Origin of the sequence: Streptomyces sp. NPDC047002 (genome assembly GCF_040704505.1) — a bacterium.
Lineage (GTDB): Bacteria > Actinomycetota > Actinomycetes > Streptomycetales > Streptomycetaceae > Streptomyces.
The window spans coordinates 197,541-220,446 of record NZ_JBEYWC010000004.1; the positions used below are offsets into that span (position 1 = coordinate 197,541).

Sequence of the window (22,906 nt, forward strand, 5' to 3'; positions counted from 1 at the left end):
TGCAGTTGGTCGGCGGTCAGGTTGTAGCGGTCCGCTGATTCCGGTGTCGTGCGGGCGGCGAGGAGGGTGACCTTGGTCGAGGTGTCCGTGATGAGGGCGTGGCCCGGCTCGAGGCAGCCCGCGAGGTCGCAGCCGTGGCTCTGCGAGACATCCGACAGCCGGGTCGGTCGCCGGGCCCGGTTGGGTGCCGGCGTCCGTCGCCGGGTGGTCGCATGCACGGCGTCGCATGCGGTCGGCCGGTGTGCCGATCGGACCTACTGCCTGGTTGTCCACAGGCCGTTCGCCCGGGGCGCGGCGGATGCTGTTGCATGGGCGTATGACGAACGCAGACCGAGCGGCCCTGCGGGCCGAGGCCGATGCCGTGCTTGCCAGGCTGGTCGGGGACCCCGGCGGCGCTGCCCGGCTGCGCGAGGACCAGTGGACCGCGATCGAGGCGCTGGTCGCCGAGAAGCAGCGGGCCCTGGTCGTGCAGCGCACCGGATGGGGCAAGTCGGCGGTGTACTTCGTGGCCACCTCCCTGCTGCGCGCACGCGGCAGCGGCCCCACCGTGATCGTCTCGCCGCTGCTCGCCCTCATGCGCAACCAGGTGGAGGCCGCGGCGCGGGCCGGGATCACGGCGCGGACGATCAACTCGTCCAACCCCGAGGAGTGGGACGCCGTGCGCGGCGAGGTCGCAGCCGGCGCGGTGGACGTGCTGCTGGTGAGCCCCGAGCGGTTGAACAACCCGGACTTCCGCGACCAGGTGCTGCCCGCACTCTCCGCCGCCACCGGGCTGCTCGTGGTCGACGAGGCGCACTGCATCTCCGACTGGGGCCACGACTTCAGGCCCGACTACCGGCGGCTGCGGACCATGCTGGCCGAGCTGCCCGCCGGGGTGCCGGTGCTCGCGACGACCGCGACGGCCAACGCCCGGGTGACGGCCGACGTCGCCGAGCAGCTCGGCACCGGCGCGGGCACGGGCACCCTGGTGCTGCGCGGCCCGCTCGACCGGGAGAGCCTCAGCCTGCACGTGCTGCGGCTGCCCGACGCGGCGCACCGGCTCGCCTGGCTCGCGGACCACCTCGACGAGCTGCCTGGCTCCGGCATCGTCTACACGCTCACGGTGGCCGCCGCGGACGAGGTGGCGGCATATCTGCGCCAGTGCGGGCACCCCGTCGCCTCGTACACCGGCCGCACCGAGGACGCCGAGCGCCGGCAGGCCGAGGACGACCTGCTGGCGAACCGGGTCAAGGCGCTGGTCGCGACGTCCGCGCTCGGCATGGGCTTCGACAAGCCCGACCTCGGGTTCGTGGTCCACCTCGGCTCGCCGTCCTCCCCCATCGCCTACTACCAGCAGGTGGGGCGCGCCGGACGCGGGGTGGACCACGCCGAGGTGCTGCTGCTGCCGGGCAAGGAGGACGAGGCGATCTGGCAGTACTTCGCGTCGGTCGCCTTCCCGCCCGAGGAGCTGGTGCGGCGCACCCTCGACGTGCTGGCGCGGTCGGAGCGCCCGCTGTCGCTGCCCGCGCTCGAACCACTGGTGGAGCTGCGCAGGACCCGGCTCGAGACCATGCTCAAGGTCCTCGACGTGGACGGCGCCGTGCACCGGGTCAAGGGCGGCTGGACGGCGACGGGTCGCCCCTGGGAGTACGACGCGGAGCGTTACGCGTGGGTGGCGAGGCAGCGCGCTGCCGAGCAGCAGGCCATGCGGGACTATGCGGCGGCGGACGGCTGCCGGATGGAGTTCCTGCGCCGCCAGCTCGACGACGAGGAGGCCGCTCCCTGCGGCCGCTGCGACAACTGCGCGGGGCGGCGCTTCGACGACAAGGTCGCCGAGGCGGCGCTGGACGCGGCCCGCGGTGAACTGGGCAGGCCGGGCGTGGAGGTGGAGCCGCGCCGCATGTGGCCCACCGGCCTCGGCGCGGTCGGCGTCGACCTCAAGGGGCGCATCCCGCAGGGCGAGCAGCCGTATCCGGGCCGCGCGCTCGGCCGGCTCTCCGACATCGGCTGGGGCAACCGGCTGCGCCCTCTGCTGGCGCCCGGCGCGCCGGACACCGAGGTGCCGCGCGATGTGCTGGACGCGGTGGTGACGGTGCTCGCCGACTGGGCGAAGGGCCCGGGAGGTTGGGCCTCGGGCGCGCAGGGCGCGCCCCGGCGGCCGGTCGGGGTGGTGGCGATGGCCTCGCGGGGGCGGCCCCGCCTGGTGGGTTCGCTCGCCGCGGGCATCGCGGAGATCGGCCGGATGCCGCTGCTCGGCTCGGTGGCGTACACCCAGGACGGCGCGGAGGCGCCGCTCCTGTCCAGGACGAACGGCGCGCAGCGGGTGCGCGGGCTGCACGGCGCGCTGACGGTTCCTCAGGACCTGTCGGCGGCGCTGGCCGGGGCAGGGGGACCCGTCCTGCTGGTGGACGACCTCGCCGAGAGCGGCTGGACCCTCGCGGTGGCGGCGCGGCTGCTGCGGGGCGCGGGCGCGGAGGGCGTGTTCCCGCTGGTGCTCGCCGTCCAGGCGTGACCCCGGCGCGCGGGGCATGCCGGTGCGCCGTCCCGCTGTGACGAATATGACGGACATAGCGGATCATTCCGGCCAGCTGCCCCAATTGCTCGTTGCCGCATTACCTCCGGGCAGCGAGAATTGGTCATGCCTCCGCGTGCTCCCGCATCCCGGCTCGTGTCCCGGGCGGCTTCCGCGGTGCGCCTCCTACTGGACCCCGCCCGCAGCGTGGGCGCGTTTGCGAAGGGAGAACCGTGACCTTCGGATTCGCTTCGTCCGCGGCCGCCCCGGTCACCACGGGCGGCGGGCACTCCGGCCACCAGGCGAGGACGCTCGAACCGTCGGAGTGGGCCGCCGCGGGGATACCGCTGCTGCGCAGCCCGCGCGAGCTCGTCGGCGGCCTGCACAGCAGGCACCGGCCCGTCCTCGGCACGGCGGTGGTGGCGGTGCTCGATCCGGAGGAACGTCTCGTGGCGAGCGCGTCGTTCGCGCGCCGCGCCGGGCACGCGGACGGGTGGGAGTTCCGCAACGCGCTCCTCGCGCACCTGCGCCGCGTCATCCCGCACGACCTGCGCCGCCGCACCCCGGTGCGTACCGCGGCGCTGCTCTACTGCCGCGAGGGCGACGAGCGGTGGACGGAGGAGGACGGCGCGTGGATGTGGGGCCTGCGGGACGCCTGTACCCTGCACGGCCTGCGGTGCGGCGCGTACCTCACACTGACGGAGGTCGGCTGGCAGGTCCTCGGTGAGGGCAGGGGCGGCAGGCGGCCGCACGCGCACTCCGTGCCCGCCGACCTCGCGTGGGCGGCGGAGCAGGACCCCGTACCGACGAGCACGGGCGGCGGTGCCGCGGCGGCGATGAGCCGCGCGGCCGCGCGCTGACCCGGGCCCTCCTCGCTTCCGGCACACGTCTTCTTCGCGCGTCGGCAGGGCGTACCCCGAGAAGCGTCGGGAGCGCCGGGCGGGCCCGTTGCCGGGAAGCGTCGACAGGCACCGGGCGGGCGCGCCCCGGCAAGCATCGAGAAGCACCTGGCAAGCGCCGGGGACGCCTCCGCGGACGCCCCGACGCCTCCGCGCACGCGCGTACACACCGGTCCCCGCGCCGCGAGGCCGCGGCAGGGCGGGCACGCGGGCGGCACGGCAGGACGGCCCGCCGTGCCGCCGCGCGGGCCCGGCCGCCGCCCCTCACGGGACCGGCAGGCCGGGTCACGTACGGCTCAGACGCCCGCGCCGAGGACGGAGTCGACGCGCTCCGGGTCGCCGCACACGACGAGCAGCGCCGTGGCGCGCTCCCGTGCCGAGCGCACCACGGAGGCGGCGGAGTCCTCCGCGCCGTTGACCGCGACGACGACCACCGGCCGGGCCTGCGCCCGTGCCACGGCCGAGCCGTCGGCGAAGAACACGTCCTCCCTGGCGTCCTGCTGCGCCCAGTAGGACGCCTCGCCGAAGGAGAGCTCGTGCGTCGCCCACGGATGCTGCTCACCCGTGGTGAGCACGAGGACGTCGCCGGGCGCGCGGCCCGAGTCGAGCAGCAGGTCGACCGCTTCCTCCGCGGCGGCGAGCGCGCCGTCGACGGGGGCGGGGATCAGCTGGATCTGGGGCTTGGCGGCCGCGTTCTCGCGCGCGGGCGCCTGGGGCTGCCCGGCGGAGGCGTGCGAGCGCTGGGCCGGCGGTGCGGCCGGCCTCGCGGGACCAGGGCCCGGTCGCCCAGGCCGCGGGGTGGCCGCCGATCGCGGCCCTGGAACGGGACGCGGACCGGGTACGGGACGAGGGGTCGGCGCGGCGTGGCCTGCGGTCGGCGTCGCGCGGGGACCCTGGGCTCTCTCGTGAATCTGAGGCTCCTCGGGGGTGAGAGGCATGAGTTGATGTCTATCAAACGCCGGCCTGTCGAGCACCGGCGGGTGGGCACATTTGTGCCCATGTAGCGGGCTGTACCCATGTCTGTGGCCGTAAGGCACAGAAGAACGGGAGGCTTTGTCGGAAGTTTCAGAAATCGAGACCGAGTTGGACTCCGCCCCCGCCTTCCGGACTCCCCGGCACAGCCGTGTCCACCGGGACGCGGATCTTCTTCAGGTGACGCCATCTGGGCAGCGCGTCGAGATAGGACCACGACACCCGGTGGTGCGGTGTCGGACCCCATTCCTCCAGCGCGGCCCGGTGCACCGGCGAGGGATAGCCGGCGTTGTCCCCGAAGGCGAACGGCTCGTACGCGGCGGTGGTGGCGCCGAGTTCGGCCATCATCGAGTCCCTGCGGACCTTGGCGAGCACGGACGCCGCCGCGACGGACACGCAGGACTGGTCGCCCTTGATGACCGTGCGGACGTGCCAGGGCCCGCCCAAGTAGTTGTGCTTGCCGTCGAGGATCACCGCGTCGGGGACGACCGGCAGCGCATCGAGGGCGCGCACCGCGGCGAGCCGCAGCGCCGCGGTCATCCCGAGGTCGTCGATCTCCTCGGGCGAGGCGTGGCCGAGCGCGTGGCAGGTGACCCAGTCGCCGAGCACCGCGGCCAGTTCGTCGCGCCGCCTGGGGGTCAGGAGCTTCGAGTCCGTGAGCCCGTCGGGCGCCCTGCGCAGTCCTGTGACCGCCGCGCACACGGTGACGGGACCCGCCCAGGCGCCACGGCCGACCTCGTCGATGCCCGCTACGGTCTTCGCGCCCGTGGTGGCGCGGAGCGAGCGCTCGACGGTGTGCGTGGGTGCTTCGTACGGCATGGCGCCAGCAAGCGTACGCCGCGCGGACGGCCCGCGACAGCCGGGGGCCCGACATCGTGTGCGCGGGGGCCGCGCGCACGGCGCGGTACGCGTCGGCCGGCCAGGTCTGCCCGGGCCGACGGCCTTGTGCAGCAGGTCGGTTGGGACGAGCAGGGCCCGGCGGCGGCAAGCGCGCCGGACGCGCGACCGGCCCCCGGGCGTCAGGCGACGTCGTAGCGCTCCGGCTCGCGCCACCGGGCGAAGGGGCGGTCCAGGGTGTACCTGCCGTCGTCGCCGAGCAGCAGCGTCCTGGTCTCCGCGTTGTCCGGGTTGGCCAGCGCCTCGAACTCCGCGACCGACCAGTGGAACCACCGCATGCAGAACAGCCGCATGGTCAGGCCGTGCGTGACGATCAGGACGTTCGACGGGGAGTCCGGCTCCTCGAAACCGCGGTGCAGGCTTTCCAGGAACGCGCCGACCCGGTCGTACACGTCCGCGCCCGACTCGCCCTGCGCGAAGCGGTAGAAGAAGTGGCCGTAGGCGTCCCGGTACGCCTTCTGCCTGCGCACGTCCTCGCGGTCCTGCCAGTTGCCCCAGTCCTGCTCGCGCAGCCGGGGCTCCTCCCGCACCCTGACCAGGTCGGGGTCGAGGCCGAAGGCGCGCAGCGTCTGGTGTGTGCGCCGGTACGGGGAGACGTACACGCTCACCCGCTCGGAGCCGAACGCCTCCCGCAGCCGGCCGCCGGTCTCCTGCGCCTGCCGCTCGCCGCGCGCGGTCAGGCCGAGGGCGTGGTCGGGGACGCGCTCGTACACCGAGTCGTCGGCGTTGCCCTCCGATTCGCCGTGCCGTACGAGGACGATGCGCCTGGGTCGTGCCATGTCACCGACCCTAAGGGCGCCGGGTGCCGCGGGCCGCTCCGGGGCCCTGCCCGGCCGTGTCGGAGGGGGGCGCCCCCGCCGGTGCGGGCCTCACACCGTCCAGGAGGCTTCGAGGTCGACGATGTCCCCGGTCAGGGCGGCCACGTCGGCCGCGGTCTGCGCGCGCAGCGTCAGCCGCTCCACGCGCTCCACCCGGTACTTGCCGTGCTCGGCTGCGGACTGCCACATGGAGAGCACGAGGAACTCGTTGCCGGGGGCGTCGCCGAACAGGCCGCGCACCATGCCGGGCGAGCCGGCCATGGCGGGGTTCCACACCTTCTCCTGCATGAGGGCGAAGTGCTCGACGCGCTCCTCGTGCACCCTGCTGTGGGCGACCCTGACCACGTCCGCCTCGGTGAAGCGGGGCTCGAAGCCGGTCTTCACGTCGAAGCGGTGGTCGAACAGCTTGGTCCTGCCGTCCCTGAACGTCCCCGACTGCGCGGCCGCGAGCCGGTCGTGGGAGCGCGCCATGAACGAGTCGTAGAACGCGCGGCTCTCCCAGAACGCGAAGACGTGGGCCACCCCCGGACGCGTCCTGCTCCAGCCGCCGCCCTGCCCACGGAATCCCGGCTCACCGAGCAACCCCGCCCATTTCCGCTGCCCGCGTTCGAATCCTCGACGGTCGACGACGGTGCAGTGCGTCCACTTGACCAGCACCGCGCCATCGTACGGCCAGGGGCGTGGCGCCGGTCACGGTCCCGGCCTCGTGGCCCGCTGCCGGTGGCGCCCACTAGCCTGGTCGACACAGGGCCGTTCACACGGGAGTTCGGCCCGCCGCCCGGGGAGGGACACGGTGGGAAGCGCCAACAAGGGACTCTCGAAGATCGAGGTCGTGCTGAAGTGGGACCCGAGCCCGCTGGGCGAGCCCGACCATGATCTCGATCTGATCGCGGGCACGTTCACTGCGGACGATCCGCACGGCGCGCCCGACTATCTGGTGCACTTCGACAGCCGCTCCCCCGACGGCACGATCACACTGAACCGCGACAGCAGGACGGGCCAGGGGTTCGGCGCCGACGAGGAGATGACGCTCGAACTCGACCGGCTGGGCGACGCGTACGTCCGGGTGATCGTCGGCGTCGCGATCCAGCAGGGGGACGGCGACCTGACCTTCGGCGAGGTCGCGAACCCCGAGATCTCGGTGGTCGAGGACCGCGACGAGCTGCTGGCCTACGACTTCGGCACCACGCCGGGCGCGACGGCGGCCACCGTCGCGGAGTTCTCCAGGGAGCCGGGCGGGGTCTGGGGCTTCCGCAGGGCGGTGCGCGGCTTCGAGCAGACCGACCCGCAGACCTTCGGCCACCGCATGGGCGAAGCCTGAGACCCGCGCAGGCCCGGGCCGGCGGTGGCCCGGGCCCCCGGGTCAGCGGTGGCCCAGCACGTTGACCACGCGTCCGTCGGGGTCGCGGACGAGGAACCGCCGCACGCCCCACTCCTCGTCCTGCAGGGGGTGGACGATCTCCGCGCCGCTCTCGCGCACGATCGCGTAGGCCGCGTCGACGTCGTCCACCTCCACGCTCAGGTCGGGGGTGACGGGCGCGGTCTTGTCGCCGGCCATGACGCTGAGCTGCGCCGCGGGGCTCGACGGTGAGGCGAGCGTGAGGATCCAGCCGTGGTTCATGACCTCGGCAAGGCCCAGCAGACCGTAGAACTCCCGGTTCTCCTGGGCTGCCTCCGACCGGAGGTTGGGCACGACTCGGCGAACGGCCATCGACGACTCCCGGACTGAGAACGGACCTGTTGTCACACCCCCAGCAGTACTACGCCGCGCCCACCGCGCGCGAGAGGGGGCGCAGGCGCTGGGCGGCCTGCGCCCCCTCTCGTGGAGGCCGTGCCCCGGGCGCGGTCACGCCGGGTCTCCCGGCGTGACCGCGGCCGGTGTCAGCTGCAGCCGCTGGTGGAGCCGCAGCCCTCGCAGATGTAGCAGGAGCCGGCGCGCTGCATCTTGGTGCCGCAGGAGAAGCAGAGCGGGGCGTCCGCGCTGATGCCGAGCTGCATCTCGACCAGCTCGGCGGAGGTGTGGGCCTCCTGCGGCGCGGGCGCTGCGGCGGTCTTCGGCGCGCCGGGGGTGACGACCGCCTTCAGGGCGGGCTCGGGCTTCGTCGGGGCCGACTGGGCCAGCGACTCGGCCTGCACCTCGTCGTCGATCTCGGCCACGGGCTCGTACGAGCCGGTGTCGAGGTGGCGCTGGCGCTCCTCCGCCGAGTGGATGCCGAGCGCGGAGCGCGTCTCGAAGGGCAGGAAGTCCAGCGCGAGGCGGCGGAAGATGTAGTCCACGATGGACTGCGCCATCCGCACGTCGGGGTCGTCCGTCATGCCCGCGGGCTCGAAGCGCATGTTGGTGAACTTCGAGACGTACGTCTCCAGCGGCACGCCGTACTGGAGGCCGACGGAGACGGCGATGGAGAAGGCGTCCATCATGCCGGCGAGGGTCGAGCCCTGCTTCGACATCTTCAGGAAGACCTCGCCGAGGCCGTCGTCGGGGTACGAGTTCGCCGTCATGTAGCCCTCGGCGCCGCCGACCGTGAAGGACGTCGTCAGGCCGGGGCGGCCCTTCGGGAGACGCTTGCGGACCGGGCGGTACTCGATGACCTTCTCGACCGTCTCGCGGATGGCCTCCTCGGCCTTCTCGGTGACGGCCTTCTTCTCTTCTTCCTTCTTCTTGGCCGACAGCGGCTGCCCGACCTTGCAGTTGTCGCGGTAGATCGCGAGCGCCTTGACGCCCATCTTCCACGCCTCGAAGTAGATCTCCTCGACCTCTTCGACGGTGGCGGACTCGGGCATGTTGACCGTCTTCGACAGGGCGCCGGAGATCCACGGCTGGATGGCCGCCATCATGCGGACGTGGCCCATCGCGGAGATGGAGCGCTCGCCCATGGCGCAGTCGAAGACCTCGTAGTGCTCGGGGCGCAGTCCCGGCGCGTCCACCACGTTGCCGTGCTCGGCGATGTGGGCGACGACCGCCTCGATCTGCTCCTCCTGGTAGCCGAGGCGGCGCAGGGCCTGCGGCACGGTGCCGTTGACGATCTGCATGGAGCCGCCGCCGACGAGCTTCTTGAACTTGACCAGTGCGAGGTCGGGTTCGAGCCCCGTGGTGTCGCAGGACATCGCGAGGCCGATGGTGCCGGTCGGCGCGATCACGGACGCCTGCGCGTTGCGGAAGCCGTTCTTCTCGCCGAGCCGCTGCACGTCCTGCCACGTCTCGGTGGCCGCGGCCCAGATCGGGGTGTCGAGGTCGTCCATGCGGACGGCCGCGGCGTTCGCGTCGGCGTGCTGCTTCATGACGCGCCGGTGCGCGGAGGCGTTGCGCGCGTAGCCGTCGTACGGGCCGACGACCGCAGCGAGCTCGGCGGAGCGCCGGTAGGCGGTGCCGGTCATCAGGGAGGTGACGGCCCCGGCGAGGGCGCGGCCGCCGTCGGAGTCGTACGCGTGGCCGGTCGCCATCAGCATGGCGCCGAGGTTGGCGTAGCCGATGCCGAGCTGGCGGAAGGCGCGGGTGTTCTCGCCGATCTTCTGCGTCGGGAAGTCCGCGAAGCAGATCGAGATGTCCATCGCGGTGATGACCAGCTCGACGACCTTGGCGAACCGCTCGGACTCGAAGGACTGGTTGCCCTTGCCGTCGTCCTTGAGGAACTTCATGAGGTTCAGCGAGGCGAGGTTGCAGGACGTGTTGTCCAGGTGCATGTACTCGCTGCACGGGTTCGAGCCGTTGATCCGGCCGGACTCGGGGCAGGTGTGCCAGTGGTTGATCGTGTCGTCGTACTGGATGCCGGGGTCGGCACAGGCCCAGGCGGCCTCCGCCATCTTCCGGAACAGCGACTTGGCGTCGACCTCCTCGATGACCTCGCCGGTCATGCGGGCCTTCAGGCCGAACTTGCCGCCGGCCTCGACGGCCTTCATGAACTCGTCGTTGACCCGGACGGAGTTGTTCGCGTTCTGGTACTGGACGGACGTGATGTCGTCGCCGCCCAGGTCCATGTCGAAGCCCGCGTCGCGCAGGGCGCGGATCTTCTCCTCCTCCGTGACCTTGGTCTTGATGAAGTCCTCGATGTCGGGGTGGTCGACGTCCAGGATGACCATCTTGGCCGCGCGGCGGGTGGCGCCGCCGGACTTGATGGTGCCGGCGGAGGCGTCGGCGCCGCGCATGAAGGAGACGGGGCCCGAGGCGTTGCCGCCGGAGGAGAGCAGCTCCTTGGAGGAGCGGATGCGGGAGAGGTTCAGGCCGGCGCCCGAGCCGCCCTTGAAGATCATCCCCTCTTCCTTGTACCAGTCGAGGATCGAGTCCATGGAGTCGTCCACGGCCAGGATGAAGCAGGCGGAGACCTGCTGCGGCTGGGGCGTGCCGACGTTGAACCACACCGGCGAGTTGAAGCTGAAGATCTGGTGCAGGAGGGCGTACGCCAGCTCGTGCTCGAAGATCTCCGCGTCCGCGGGGGACGCGAAGTAGTGGTGGTCCTCGCCCGCCTTGCGGTACGTCTTCACGATCCGGTCGATGAGCTGCTTGAGGCCGGTCTCGCGCTGCGGGGTGCCGAGGGCGCCGCGGAAGTACTTGCTGGTGACGATGTTGACCGCGTTGAGCGACCAGAAGTCGGGGAACTCGACGCCGCGCTGCTCGAAGTTCACCGACCCGTCGCGCCAGTTGGTCATGACGACGTCGCGCCGCTCCCAGGCCACCTCGTCGTACGGGTGCACGCCGGGCGTGGTGTGGATGCGCTCGACCCGGAGCCCCTTGCCGGCCTTGGAGCCCTTGGACCGGGAACTCCGGGCCGGGCCACTCGTCGTCTCTGTCATGCCGCCTCCCATATACGTACAAAACACTCGCCGACGCCGCACTGTTCCGCGGTCGAAGGCATATGCGTGACACCTCGGGCGCGCGGCTGCGCGCCCGGGGCGAGTCCTTGTGTCCGCCGCCGTCCCGCCGGGCCCTGGGGCCCGGCCGGGTCAGCCGGCCGCGGTGGCGGCGGGCGCGGGGTCCCCGTTGCCCCCGCCGCCGGTGCCGCCGTTGTCGGCGGGCGGCCGCTCGCGGAGTTCCGCGATGGCCGACTCGAAGTCTTCGAGCGAGTCGAACGCCCGGTACACGGACGCGAACCGCAGGTATGCGACCAGGTCCAGGTCGCGCAGTGGTCCGAGTATGGCGAGACCCACGTCGTGGGTGCTCAGCTCGGCGCTCCCGGTGGCCCTCAGCTGCTCCTCGACCCGCTGGCCGAGCTGGGCGAGCGCGTCCTCGGTGACGGGCCGCCCCTGGCAGGCCTTGCGCACGCCGGTGATGACCTTGGTGCGGCTGAAGGGCTCCGTCACGCCGCTGCGCTTGATCACCATCAGTGACGCGGTCTCCACCGTGGTGAACCGGCGGGAGCACTCGGGGCACTGCCTGCGGCGCCTGATGGCCGTGCCGTCATCGGTCGTACGGCTGTCGACGACCCGGCTGTCGGGGTGCCTGCAGAAAGGACAGTGCACCGTTCCCACTCCTCCCTGACCGCATGGCTGCATAGCTCCGCAATGGCCGGAAAGCGACCCTTGAGAAGCTGCTCCCCAGCATAGCCGCACCACAATCTGTGGGCGACAGCGCCTAGCCAACCACTACATGTAGGGCTTGGGGCGGACTTTGCACTCTCGCGCGTGTCGGGCGCCCCGGGGCCCGGCCGACCGGGCAGCACCGCAGGTCGGCCATGACATTACGTGACGTGAGGGGTGGCCGGGACGCCGGGGGCACCCGTCCGCAGGCGTCCCGGAGAGTCCACGCGGACACAGGACCGGCACGCTCCGCGCGTTCCCGCCACGGGCCGCGCCGCGGATTGCGGCGGATCGCGCGGGCGGCAGCCGCCCGGCGGGGCGGAGCGGGTACGGTGATCCCGCGCGGCGCCCTCCGCGCCTGCGGGCACCCCGTACTGTCCCGCAGTCGCTCCCGCACCCTCCGGCGGCACCGACCCCTCTCCCCTCGGTACCCCGGGCGCCCCACGGGACGCGGTCACCCGCACCCGGGGCACCACCCGCACCGGGCGCGGTGTGCGACCGGGCGCTCACGGAACGTGCCCATACACCCAAGTGAGGCGCTCGCGAGCAGGACTTGGGACTTTTTCACTCGAACGTGTGTTTGGCGCAACCTTTCGAAAGCCACTACCGTTGTGCAGCAGGGAGAACACACCTGAGAGGGGCCGATGTGACCACGACCGCCGACAGTGCCGCCATCACCGCGCAGGACCACGCCGCGCGCCGCTTCGAGCCGGTGCACGCCGTGACGGAACCCGCCACCGCGGACCAGGAGGGCCTCGCCAAGGCGACCAGGTCGCTCCCCGGCCGACCTCCCGGGATCAGGGCGGACAGCACGGGGCTCACGGACCGTCAGCGCCGGGTCATCGAGGTCATCAGGGACTCGGTGCAGCGCAGGGGGTACCCGCCCTCCATGCGGGAGATCGGCCAGGCGGTCGGCCTTTCGAGCACCTCGTCCGTGGCCCACCAGCTGATGGCGCTCGAACGCAAGGGCTTCCTCCGCCGCGACCCGCACCGCCCCCGCGCGTACGAGGTCAGGGCGTCGGACCAGCCGACCACCCAGCAGACGGACACCACGGGCAAGCCGGCCGCCTCGTACGTGCCGCTGGTCGGCCGGATCGCCGCCGGCGGACCGATCCTGGCGGAGGAGTCCGTCGAGGACGTCTTCCCCCTCCCCCGTCAGCTCGTCGGCGACGGCGAGCTGTTCGTGCTCAAGGTCGTCGGCGACTCGATGATCGAGGCGGCCATCTGCGACGGCGACTGGGTCACGGTGCGGCGCCAGCCCGTCGCGGAGAACGGCGACATCGTCGCAGCGATGCTCGACGGCGAGGCCACGGTCAAGCGTTTCCGCCGCGAGGACGGCCATGTCTGGCTGCTCCCCCACAACGCCGCCTACCAGCCCATCCCCGGTGACGAGGCGACCATCCTCGGCAAGGTCGTGGCGGTCCTCCGCCGCGTCTGAGCCCGCCGGGCGCCACCACCGCCTCCGGGCACCAGGACCGCCTCTCCCTCACCCTCCCTCGCGATGCATCCCCCGCGCGATACGCGGCGGTCGCGTGCGCGCGTACGGCCCCGGGCCGCCGCCGAGCCCCGAGCACGGCGGCGGGCCGGGGCCGTACGGCCGACCGCGGGACCGCCGGCGGAGGCCGCCGCCTCCGCGCGTCACATGCCGTCCGCGCGGGCCGCCGCGTCGATCGCCGCCAGCGACTTGCGGACCTGGTTGCGGTCCGTGGTGTACCAGAAGTCGGGCAGCGAGGACCGCAGATAGCTGCCGTAGCGCGCCGTCGCGAGCCGCGGGTCCAGCACGGCCACCACGCCCTTGTCGCCCGTCGCGCGGACCAGGCGCCCTGCGCCCTGGGCCATCAGCAGGGCCGCGTGGGTGGCGGCGACCGCCATGAAGCCGTTGCCCCCGGCCTCCTCCACCGCCTTCTGGCGTGCGCTCATCAGCGGGTCGTCAGGCCGCGGGAACGGAACCCGGTCCATCACCACCAGCTGGGAGCTCGGCCCCGGCACGTCCACGCCCTGCCACAGCGACAGCGTGCCGAACAGGCAGGTACGCGGGTCTGCCGCGAACCCCTTGATCAGCTCGCCGAGCGTCTCCTCGCCCTGGAGCAGGATCGGCAGGTCGAGGCGGACCCGCAACTCCTCGGCCGCGGCCTGTGCCGCCCGCATCGAGGAGAACAGGCCCAGGGTGCGCCCGCCCGCGGCCTCCACGAGCTCCGCGAGCTCGTCCAGCATGTCGGTGCGCGAGCCCTCGCGGCCCGGGGTGTTGAGATGCCTGGCCACGTAGAGGATGCCCTGCTTGCGGTAGTCGAAGGGCGAGCCGACGTCGACGCCCTTCCACTGCGGCACCTCGTCACCCCCGGTACCCTCGGGCGCGAGCCCCAGCGAGGCGCCCACGCCGTTGAAGTCGCCGCCCAGCTTCAGCGTGGCGGACGTCAGCGTCACCGAGCGGTCCTCGAACAGCTTCTCCCGCAGGAGGCCCGCCACGGACAGCGGAGCCACCCGCAGCGACGCGCCGAAGCGGTCGTGCCGCTCGTACCAGACGACGTCCCACTCCGAGCCGTTCGCGATGCGCTCCGCGACGGTGTGCACGGACTCGACCGAGGCCATCGCCTGCTTGCGCACCACGTCCTCGTCCTGCACGGACCGGTCGCGGGTGTTGCCGAGCGCCGTGATCACCGTGCGGGCCGCGTCGCGCAGCGCCATCAGCGCGTACGCCAGGTCCTCGGGGATCTCTTCGAGGCGGCCGGGCAGCGCCAGCTCCATCAGCCGCTCGAAGGTCTCAGCCGCCGTCTGGAGCGCGTCCGCCGCCTTCTCGTCGACGAGCTTCGCGGCCCTGCGCACCGCACGGTTCACCTGGCCTGGGGTCAGCTCGCCCGTGGCGACGCCGGTGACGCGGGAGACCAGCTCGTGCGCCTCGTCCACGATCAGCACCTCGTGCTGCGGCAGGACGGGCGCGCCCTCGATGGCGTCGATGGCGAGCAGCGCGTGGTTGGTCACCACCACGTCGGCGAGCTTGGCGCGCTCGCGTGCCAGCTCGGCGAAGCACTCCTGGCCGTAGGCGCACTTGGAGGCGCCGAGGCACTCCCGCGAGGAGACGGATACCTGCGACCAGGCGCGGTCGGAGACGCCGGGGGTGAGGTCGTCGCGGTCGCCGGTCTCCGTCTCGTCGGCCCAGTCGCGCATGCGCAGCAGGTCCTGGCCGAGCCTGCTGGTCGGGGCCGCCGCCTCGAACTGGTCGAAGAGGCCCTCCTCCTCGTCCTGCGGCATGCCCTCGTGCAGCCGGTGCAGGCAGAGGTAGTTGCTCCTGCCCTTGAGCATGGCGAACTCCGGCCTGCGGCGCAGCAGCGGATGCAGCGCCTCCACGGTGCGCGGCAGGTCACGCTCGACGAGCTGGCGCTGGAGCGCGAGCGTCGCGGTCGCCACCACCACCCGCTCGCCGTGGGCCAGCGCGGGGACCAGATAGCCGAGCGACTTTCCGGTGCCGGTGCCGGCCTGGACCAGCAGGTGGGCTGAGGTGTCGATGGCCTCGGCCACGGCCTCGGCCATGGCGGCCTGGCCTGGCCGTTCCGTGCCGCCGACGGCGGTGACGGCGGCGTGGAGCAGCTCGGGGAGAGATGGCTTCGTCATAGCGCGACCACCCTACGGCCCGCGACTGACAGCGGCGTCCACTCCCGGCCGTCTCACCCGCCCGTGCACGCTCCCGCGCGGGCCTGCCCGGTCAGGGGGCGGGGTGCGGCGGGGCGGCGAGGGGGTTGGGCACCGTGCCGTGCACGGCGGCGTGCGGCCGCTCCGCGCGGTCGCGGTACCCGTCGAGGTGGAGCCGGTTGCGGTTGAGGCAGAGGCGCTCGATGCGCTCGGTGAGCAGGTCGAAGGTCTCGAAGCGCTCCTTGAGTTCGGGGAAGCGCGCCTGGTGGTGCAGGATCTCCGCCCGGACAAGGCCCCAGAACTCCTCCTCAAGCACGCCGAGTTGCTCCTCGCACAGCGGGGCGAGGTAGCGGAAGACGCCGACGAAGAGACCCGAGTGGATGAACTGGGTGAGGAAGCCGGGGTCCTCCGTGAGCAGGATCTCCCGGACGTCGTCGGGCATGGAGGCGTGCTCCGGCAGCGGCACGGAACTGACGTTGACGTCGTCCACGAAGTCCTTCACCGCCAGCCGCGTGGGCCTGTCCCGCTCGTCGAAGACGACGATCGCGTTCTCGCCGTGGGGCGAGAAGACCGTGCCGTACCGGTACAGGAAGTGCAGCAGGGGCGGCAGCATGGCGTGGAAGAGGCGGCGCAGCCACTCCCCCGGCGCCAGCCCCGACCGCTCGACGAGCTCCGCTGTGAGGGCGCGGCCTGCCGGGTCCGTGTGCAGCAGCGCGGCCAGGGTGCGGGCCCGTTCGCCGGGGGCGAGGCCGGGCGGCAGGGGCTGCCGCCAGATCGCGCCGAGGAGCTCCTTGTACTGGTACGGGGCCTCGGGCAGCCGGTCGTACAGGGGGTGTTCGACGGTCACGGAGGCGACCTCGCCCTGGAGGATCACGCGGGTCTCGTCGCGCAGGAAGGGATCGTCGTCGCGCAGCCCGAGCACCCAGGCGGTGACGGCGGGCGCGGCGAGCGTGCGCCGCGTCGGCAGGCCGCGCCACACGAGGGTGTTGAGGATGGAGAGCGGGAGCTTCACGGTGTGGCGCTCGGGGCGGTCGAGGTTGAGGAACGTGCGGATGGACTGCTGCGGCAGGCGCAGGTCGCCGTCGGTGGGCAGCGGCACGATGGCGCCTTCCGCGATCGCGGGGGCGTACAGCTGCACGAGCACCTCGTCCCACTGCCAGGGGTGGACGGGCAGGTACAGGTAGGCGGCGGGGTCGAGGCCGCGCTCGGTGAGCACCGCGTCGAAGGCGGCGCGCACGTGCGGGTCGAGCTCGGTGCCGTACAGCGCCTCGGAGTCGCTCAGGCGGCCGGTGCCGCGGTAGGCGGCGAGCCTGGTCGAGACGGCGATCCAGGGCAGTGCGAGGGGGGTCCTCGCCTCGGGGGCCCAGCGTGCGGTGTCGGTGGCGGAGAAACCGACGCGGCCCTTGTTGAGGACGATCCAGGGGTGGCCCGTCTGGTGGCCCTCCAGCTCGGCGTAGCCGAGGTCGGCGAGGCGGGCTGCGGAGGCCGCGGTGTGGTCGAGCGCGGCGTCGGCGGCGAGGGTGGCGCTGAGTTCGCGTATGAGGTGGCCGAGGGTGTCGCCGTCGACGCCTATGAGGCGGCGGGCCAGCACGAGGAAGCGCAGCGGCTCGGTGAACGGCTGCTCGCCGTCCGGGTCGCGCAGGGTGAGGGAGTGCGGGTCGACACGCCAACTGCCGTACGCGCCGCGGCGCGCGTGGAACACGAGGCGGTCGCCGTCGTCCAGGACGAGCGTGTGGCGGCCGGGGGCGCCGGGATCCGGCTCGGGCCGCAGTATCTCTTCGTAGGCGAACTCGGCGAGGAGCTTGGCGAGGAGGCGGCGGGAGACGCGGGACCAGCGCTCCGGGGCGAGTTCGGGCGGCGCGTACAGCTGCGCGGCCGTATGGGCCGGGGTGGTGGTGACGGCGGTGGAGTCGCTGAAGTCATGCACAGGGAACGTCGACACGGGGACTCCTCGGAGCGGGTGCGGTGGGGCCGGCGGGTGCGCCTACGACTGTTCGGAAGCGTCGGGTCACTTACGGTAGTTCACCGGGAGGGCGCGGGTGCCGGGCCCGGTGATGTCGGCGTGGGGTCAGAGGTGGTCGCGCAGCGCGCGGTCGCGGACCATCAGCGCGGCGCGTTTGTCGGGCAGGTCGACCTCGGCGGCGAATCGGAAACCGCCGCTCAGAAATGCTGACACGGAGGGTGTGTTGCGCAGGTCGGGTTCGGCAAGTACGCGCGTGCAGCGGGGCCGATGGTCGAGAATGTGGTCGGCTACTGCCCGCAGCAGCGCGGTGCCGAGGCCCCTGCCCCGGTTGCCGGCGCCGCCGAGCAGCAGGTGGACGCCGGTGTCGTGGGGCCGCGCCGGGTAGTGCGCGGCGAGCGGGTCGAGGTCGGCCCGGTAGATCTCGAAGTAGCTCATCGGGGCGCCGTCGAGGAGGCCGAGGCAGGGGATGCTGCGGCCGTCGCCTTCGAGTTGGGCCCGCAGGTGCCGCTCGGTGACGGATTCCGGTCCCGCCAGCTCCCAGAAGGCCGCGACTGCCGGATCGTTCATCCACCCCGCGATCAGCGGGAGGTCGCGCTCGGCGACGACCGGCGCGAGCCGGAACTCCCCGACGGCTGACGCCGCGGGCCCCCACCCCGCGAGCCCGTCGAGCAGCCCGGCGTCGAAACCGCCGGGCGTCCCCTCGGCGCCGAACCCGCCGGGCGGGGGTGCGGGCCTCTCCTGCGCCGGGGGCGGGGGGCCTTCGGTGGGGTGGCTTCCTGCCGGGGCGGTCATCGCGGCGCTCTCCTCTCGACGGGCCGGGCGGCCGGATGCCGCCCGGCGGTGGGGTCGCGGCGCGGGGTCAGTCCCGCAGCGGGTTGGCGATCGTGACGTAGACGGACTGCGTGTCGACGGGTCCCACGAGTTCGTCGAGGCCGTGCAGCCGGGTGAGCAGGTTGGCCTTGCACCGCAGGGTCGGCGCGGCGAGCAGCTGCTCGGGCAGCGGGGAGCCGAGCGCGGCGGCCCCGGCGAGGAAGCGGCGGAACGCGGCGAGCAGCACGCGCTCGTCGGCGAGCCGCTGGGAGCCGAACGCGCCGATCAGGCCGAGGACGTTGTTGATGCCGAGGTAGTAGGCGAACCGCTCGTCGGTGACCGCGTCGGAGACGAACGTGTCGGACTCCTGCCCGATGCCGGGCAGCCTGCGGTCGAGCGCTTCGCGGTGCGAGGCGCGGAAGTAGTAGCCCTGGTTGTCGCGGTAGCGCCCGCCGATGGGCCAGCCGTCCGCGTCGAGGTGGACGAGCGTGTTCTGCTGGTGGGCCTCAAGGGCGATGCCCGCGTTCCCGTCGAGCCAGAGCACGGGACGCACCACGTGGTCGAGGTAGCGCAGGAACCACTCGGCGCCGACCGCGGCGCGCGGCCTGCCGGTGCGCTCGGCGAGCCGGCCGACGATGTCGCCGAGCCGTGAGCACATGCCGGGCCTGCCGGGATAGGGCCGCGGCGCGGTGAGCCCGGCGACGCACGCGGCGTCGTCTGCGGGCCCGAAGGGGTTGTGCCGCAGGATGACGTCGAGCCCGGGCACCGGGGCTCCGTCCTCGGTGTCCACGGCGAGCCAGGCCGGGTCACGGACGATGTCGAAGCCGGGGTACGCGGCCCGCCACTGCCTGCCGAGCCCGGTGCGCAGCAGCCGGTGCACCTCGACGCCCCTGCGCAGCTCCTTGCGGAGGTTCTCCCTGCGGGAGTTGGTGATGCGCACGCCGAGGGAGAGCTTCAGCATGGCGGGCGCGCCCGGCCGGTGCACGGTGCGGATGGAGGAGGTGGGGTGCCAGGGGGCGCCGTGCGCGCCGAGTTCGTGGACGAGCCCCGCCTCGCGCAGGCGCCGGTAGGCCGGGCGGTGCGTCATGTCCCGGGCCTGCCAGGGGTGGAGGGGCAGCGGGACAGTGCCCTCGGGCAGCGGTACGTCGCCGAGCAGGCGGGCGGCGAGCTGCTCGGCGCCGACCGGGCGGCCGCCCTCGGTCCACGCGGACTCGGCGGCGAGCACCGACCGGTCGACGGCGAGCCAGTGCAGCGGGAAGGTGCCGTGCGTCTCGGGCGAGTAGCGCAGCGCCTCGGCCTCGGAGAGTCCCTGTCTGCTCTTGGGGGTGGGGTGCAGGGGGTGGCCGAGCACGAGGGACTGCTCGGCGACGAGGAACGGGTCGGCGTCGCGCGGCGGTTCGGGCCGCCGGCGGCGCTGGGCGAGGAAGAGGGCCGTGTGGTGGGCGGAGTCGGCGACCCTGGCGACGAGGTCGCCGCCCTGCCGGCTGCCGGACTCGCGGCCGATGAGCGCTGCGAGGGTGACGGCGTCGAGCGGCGGCGCGTCCTCGGGCGCGCCGTCGAGGAAGACGGGTCCGAAGCGGTGCCAGCCGGTCGGGGACCAGTAGCGCACGGGTACACGCAGCGCGGCGCCGCTCATCGGCAGGGGCAGCCGCAGGACGCCGTCGCCGGGAGCGCGGAGGTCGTTCTCCCTGACCCAGCAGCGCAACAGGTTCTCCGCGGTGGCGGCGTCCGCCGCGCGTTCGGCGTCGGGGTGCTCCAGGTGGTCGCGGTGGTCCGCGCGGTCGGGCTGCCCCGGGTGGTGCCGGTGCCCGTTCTGCGCGGGCCGCCGCCCGCCGGGGAGCTGGCGCGGCACCGTGGCGGTCTCGGCGGCGGGCGGCTCTGCCGTCGGCAGGTCGGACGGGGGGGTGGGGTTCACGGGGGCTTCCTTCGTGGGTCCGGGGTCCGGGTTCACTGCGACCGTCCTGCGGACGCGCGTGCGAGGGCGGCCCGCTCCGCGGCCGCCAACGCGTCGGCGAACCGGTCGAGCACGGCCACGGCCTGTTCGTCGGTGAGGGTCAGCGGCGGCAGCAGGCGTACGACCGCGCCGTCGCGGCCGCCGAGCTCCACGATGAGCCCGCGGTCGAGGCATGCCCGGCGCACGGCCACGGCAAGCTCCGGGTCGGCGGGCGCAGGTCCGGCGTCCGAACCCGCCTCCGGGTCGACGATCTCCACACCGATCATGAGACCGCGCCCGCGGACGTCCCCCACGCAGGGGTGCTCCTCGGCGAGCCGCCGCAGCCGCTCGGTCATCCGGGCGCCGAGGACGGCGGCGCGCTCGGCGAGGCCGTTCTCCCGTACATGGGCGAGGGTCGCGGCGCCCGCGGCCATCGCGAGCTGGTTGCCGCGGAACGTACCGGCGTGCGCGCCGGGGCGCCACAGGTCGAGGTCCTCGTGGTAGACGATCACGGCGAGCGGGAGCGAACCTCCGATGGCCTTCGAGAGCACCATCACGTCGGGGACGATGCCGCTGTGCTGTACGGCCCAGAACGTACCCGTCCTGCCGACGCCTGTCTGCACCTCGTCGGCGATCAGGGGCACCGAGCGGTCCGCGGTGATCTCCCGTATGGCGCGCAGCCAGGCGTCGGGGGCCGGCAGCACGCCGCCCTCTCCCTGGACGGGTTCGACGATCATCCCCGCGGGCAGCGGCACCCCGCTGTGCGGGTCGTCGAGCAGGGAGCGCGTCCAGCGCGCGGAGAGCTCGGCGCCGCGCGGGCCGCCGATCCCGAACGGGCAGCGGTAGTCCTGCGGATAGGGCAGGCGTGTGACCCGTACGTCGCGGGCGCCGCCCGAGACGGCGAGCGCCCCCTCCGTCATGCCGTGGTACGCGCCGGTGAAGGCGAGGATGCCGTCCCTGCCGGTCGCGGTGCGCACGAGCGTCAGTGCGGCCTCGACCGCGTCGGTGCCTGCCGGGCCGCAGAACTGGACGCGCGCGTGCTCGGCGAGCCCGGCGGGCAGGGTGGCGAACAGCTCGGTGACGAAGGCGTCCTTGACGGGGGTGGCCAGGTCGAGGGCGTGCAGCGGCGCCTCGGAGTCGAGGACCCGCCTGATGGCTTCGAGCACGACGGGGTGGTTGTGGCCGAGCGCGAGGCTGCCGGCGCCGGAGAGGCAGTCCAGGTAGCGCCGGCCGTCCGCGCCCTCGATGGTCAGGCCGCGCGCCCGCACCGGCACGATCGGCAGGGACCGCGCGTAGGTGCGGGCGGCCGACTCGCGCAGCGCCTGGCGCCGCAGGATGCCCTCGTGGGCGACGGTCTGCGCCTGGGGCGGGGTGCGGGTCGGCTCGGTCACGGCCACGTCGTTCGGTCCTCCGGCTGTCACGGTTGCGTCGCACGTCCGTACGCGGCTCGACCGCCGGGCGTCCGGCGGTGGACGCTGGCCGTGTCCCCCGCACGTACCAACGACGGCGGCTGCGGGGGATCACGGGTGCCCGGGGAAGATCTCGGGCCCGCGCGCCGGGACCGAACCGTGGACCTGCCGCGCACCGTGTGTCATGGCGCGGGCATAGTGGGGCCGGCCCGCCCGCCGCCGTCCGTACGGGGGACGGGTGTTCCGTGTGCGGGCGTACGGCACCTCGCGTACGCCGCCCTTCCGCTCGACCGTTCCAGGGGGAACCAGATGCGACCGACCCGCCCGATGCCAGCGCAGCGCGCCGCCCGAGGACGGCGGGGGGTGCGGATGCTCGCCGCCGGAGCCGCGGCCGCGGCGCTCGCCCTCACCGCGACGGCGTGCGGCCAGGGCGACGAAGGCGCCGCGGGCCCCGGGGCGTCCGCCGCCGCCTCCGCTCCCACGGCCGACCCGAGGATCAGCATCCCTGCCGACATCCGGGACAAGCTGAAGCAGCACGGCATCGACCTCGACAAGTGGAAGCACGGCGAGTGGAAGGACTGGGACCGCGACCAGTGGCTGCGGCAGGCCCAGGACTTCGTGAACCCGGTCATCAAGGGGCTGTGGGACCCGGGCCGCATGCGCAGGGCCGAGCAGACCCCGCAGCAGCCGGTGCAGCCGCACGACCTCACGGGCGACCAGGGCGTCACCGACCCTGAGCCCGCTCCGGTGCAGGCCCGGGAGGCGGCGACGCCGTACGCGGCCAGTGTGCCGGTGGAGGGGAAGCTGTTCTTCGACGGGCCGCAGGGCTCGATGGTCTGCTCGGCGACGGTGGTGACGGACCCGGCGCACCCCGGGAGGTCGAACCTGGTGTGGACGGCGGGCCACTGCGTGCACGCGGGCAAGGACGGCGGCTGGTACCGCAACATCGCGTTCGTGCCCTCGTACAACGACAAGGGGCTGCCGGCGTCCGCGCTCCAGGGCGCCGACCGGCAGGACCTCGCCCCGCTCGGGGTCTGGTGGGCCGACTGGGCCGAGACCTCGCAGCAGTGGATCTCGGAGGGCTCGGAGACCGGCGGCAAGGGGTCGCCCTTCGACTTCGCCGTGCTGCACGTGGAGCCGGAGAGCGGCGGGAGCGGCCGGTCGCTCCAGGAGACGGTCGGCGCTGCGGCGCCGGTGGACTTCGACGCGCCCGCCGTGCCGGACATCCCGAGGATCACCGCCGACGGCTACCCGGCGGCCGCGCCGTTCGACGGGCAGCGGCTGTTCCAGTGCACGGACCGGCCGGGACGCCTGTCGCTCGATGTGTCCGAGCCCACGGAGTACCGCATCGGCTGCACGATGACCGGCGGCGCCTCGGGCGGCGGCTGGTTCGCGGCGGGCGCCGACGGCAAGCCCGCGCTGGTCTCGAACACGTCGATCGGCCCGGTCAGCGCGGGCTGGCTCGCGGGCCCGCACCTCGGCAAGGAGGCGCAGGGCGTCTACGAGGGCGTCAGCCGGAGGTTCGCCGACCGGTAGCGCGTGCGGCGCAGGGCCCGTGCCCCCGGGTGTCCGG

17 protein-coding genes are annotated in these 22,906 nt (G+C 73.5%); 5 read left to right on the forward strand and 12 right to left on the reverse strand.

Translation table 11 applies throughout. From position 1 onward, the window contains the following. Positions 1 to 316 precede the first annotated feature (316 nt). Together AB0910_RS06640 and AB0910_RS06645 are read left to right on the forward strand one after the other, a co-directional pair. Complete coding sequence (locus AB0910_RS06640) at positions 317 to 2,491, forward strand: DEAD/DEAH box helicase (RefSeq protein WP_366743427.1); 2,175 nt, start codon at positions 317 to 319, stop codon at positions 2,489 to 2,491. A 233-nt stretch (positions 2,492 to 2,724) separates the two neighbouring features. Beyond that, positions 2,725 to 3,351 (forward strand): hypothetical protein, encoded by a 627-nt coding sequence (locus AB0910_RS06645; protein ID WP_366743428.1) that lies wholly within the window; start codon positions 2,725 to 2,727, stop codon positions 3,349 to 3,351. Positions 3,352 to 3,686: 335 nt separating this feature from the next. Here AB0910_RS06645 and AB0910_RS06650 read toward each other — a convergent pair whose 3' ends face one another. From AB0910_RS06650 to AB0910_RS06665, 4 genes are all read right to left on the reverse strand, one after another. Then, positions 3,687 to 4,328, reverse strand: coding sequence for a hypothetical protein (locus AB0910_RS06650; protein ID WP_366743429.1), 642 nt, complete (start codon positions 4,326 to 4,328; stop codon positions 3,687 to 3,689). A 127-nt stretch (positions 4,329 to 4,455) separates the two neighbouring features. Next, entirely contained in the window at positions 4,456 to 5,181 is a 726-nt protein-coding gene (locus AB0910_RS06655; RefSeq protein ID WP_366743430.1) for a ribonuclease HII, read from the reverse strand. A gap of 200 nt (positions 5,182 to 5,381) precedes the next feature. Next, complete coding sequence (locus tag AB0910_RS06660) at positions 5,382 to 6,038, reverse strand: histidine phosphatase family protein (RefSeq protein ID WP_366743431.1); 657 nt, start codon at positions 6,036 to 6,038, stop codon at positions 5,382 to 5,384. Positions 6,039 to 6,128: 90 nt separating this feature from the next. Continuing rightward, positions 6,129 to 6,734 (reverse strand): YdbC family protein, encoded by a 606-nt coding sequence (locus AB0910_RS06665; RefSeq protein WP_366743432.1) that lies wholly within the window; start codon positions 6,732 to 6,734, stop codon positions 6,129 to 6,131. 136 nt (positions 6,735 to 6,870) lie between these two features. On the opposite strand from AB0910_RS06665, the gene AB0910_RS06670 reads away from it, so the two are divergent. After that, positions 6,871 to 7,398, forward strand: a complete 528-nt coding sequence (locus AB0910_RS06670; protein WP_366743433.1) for a TerD family protein — start codon at positions 6,871 to 6,873, stop codon at positions 7,396 to 7,398. Positions 7,399 to 7,440: 42 nt separating this feature from the next. Here the strand turns inward: AB0910_RS06670 and AB0910_RS06675 are convergent, their stop codons facing one another. From AB0910_RS06675 to nrdR, 3 genes are all read right to left on the reverse strand, one after another. Further along, positions 7,441 to 7,788: a VOC family protein gene (locus AB0910_RS06675; RefSeq protein ID WP_366743434.1), complete on the reverse strand. Its 348-nt coding sequence runs from the start codon at positions 7,786 to 7,788 to the stop codon at positions 7,441 to 7,443. Between the two features lie 170 nt (positions 7,789 to 7,958). Beyond that, the gene (locus AB0910_RS06680; protein ID WP_366743435.1) at positions 7,959 to 10,868 is read right to left on the reverse strand and encodes a vitamin B12-dependent ribonucleotide reductase; all 2,910 of its coding nucleotides are present in this window, start codon (positions 10,866 to 10,868) and stop codon (positions 7,959 to 7,961) included. A gap of 150 nt (positions 10,869 to 11,018) precedes the next feature. Beyond that, a complete protein-coding gene (gene nrdR, locus AB0910_RS06685; protein ID WP_366743436.1) occupies positions 11,019 to 11,534 on the reverse strand; it encodes a transcriptional regulator NrdR in 516 nt (171 codons plus the stop codon). 703 nt (positions 11,535 to 12,237) lie between these two features. Between nrdR and lexA the strand changes: the two genes are divergently transcribed. Further along, positions 12,238 to 13,029 (forward strand): transcriptional repressor LexA, encoded by a 792-nt coding sequence (lexA, locus tag AB0910_RS06690; protein ID WP_366743437.1) that lies wholly within the window; start codon positions 12,238 to 12,240, stop codon positions 13,027 to 13,029. A 200-nt stretch (positions 13,030 to 13,229) separates the two neighbouring features. Here the strand turns inward: lexA and AB0910_RS06695 are convergent, their stop codons facing one another. The 5 genes from AB0910_RS06695 to AB0910_RS06715 form a co-directional block, all read right to left on the reverse strand. After that, positions 13,230 to 15,200, reverse strand: coding sequence for an ATP-dependent DNA helicase (locus AB0910_RS06695; RefSeq protein ID WP_366743438.1), 1,971 nt, complete (start codon positions 15,198 to 15,200; stop codon positions 13,230 to 13,232). A 91-nt stretch (positions 15,201 to 15,291) separates the two neighbouring features. Continuing rightward, a complete protein-coding gene (locus AB0910_RS06700; RefSeq protein WP_366743487.1) occupies positions 15,292 to 17,085 on the reverse strand; it encodes an IucA/IucC family siderophore biosynthesis protein in 1,794 nt (597 codons plus the stop codon). 201 nt (positions 17,086 to 17,286) lie between these two features. Continuing rightward, positions 17,287 to 17,973: a GNAT family N-acetyltransferase gene (locus tag AB0910_RS06705; protein ID WP_366743439.1), complete on the reverse strand. Its 687-nt coding sequence runs from the start codon at positions 17,971 to 17,973 to the stop codon at positions 17,287 to 17,289. A 67-nt stretch (positions 17,974 to 18,040) separates the two neighbouring features. Beyond that, on the reverse strand, positions 18,041 to 19,906 hold the full coding sequence (locus AB0910_RS06710; RefSeq protein ID WP_366743440.1) for an IucA/IucC family protein: 1,866 nt from the start codon (positions 19,904 to 19,906) through the stop codon (positions 18,041 to 18,043). Positions 19,907 to 19,938: 32 nt separating this feature from the next. Then, entirely contained in the window at positions 19,939 to 21,321 is a 1,383-nt protein-coding gene (locus tag AB0910_RS06715) for a diaminobutyrate--2-oxoglutarate transaminase family protein (protein WP_366743441.1), read from the reverse strand. Positions 21,322 to 21,702: 381 nt separating this feature from the next. Between AB0910_RS06715 and AB0910_RS06720 the strand changes: the two genes are divergently transcribed. After that, entirely contained in the window at positions 21,703 to 22,869 is a 1,167-nt protein-coding gene (locus tag AB0910_RS06720) for a hypothetical protein (RefSeq protein ID WP_366743488.1), read from the forward strand. The last annotated feature ends 37 nt before the right edge of the window (positions 22,870 to 22,906 follow it).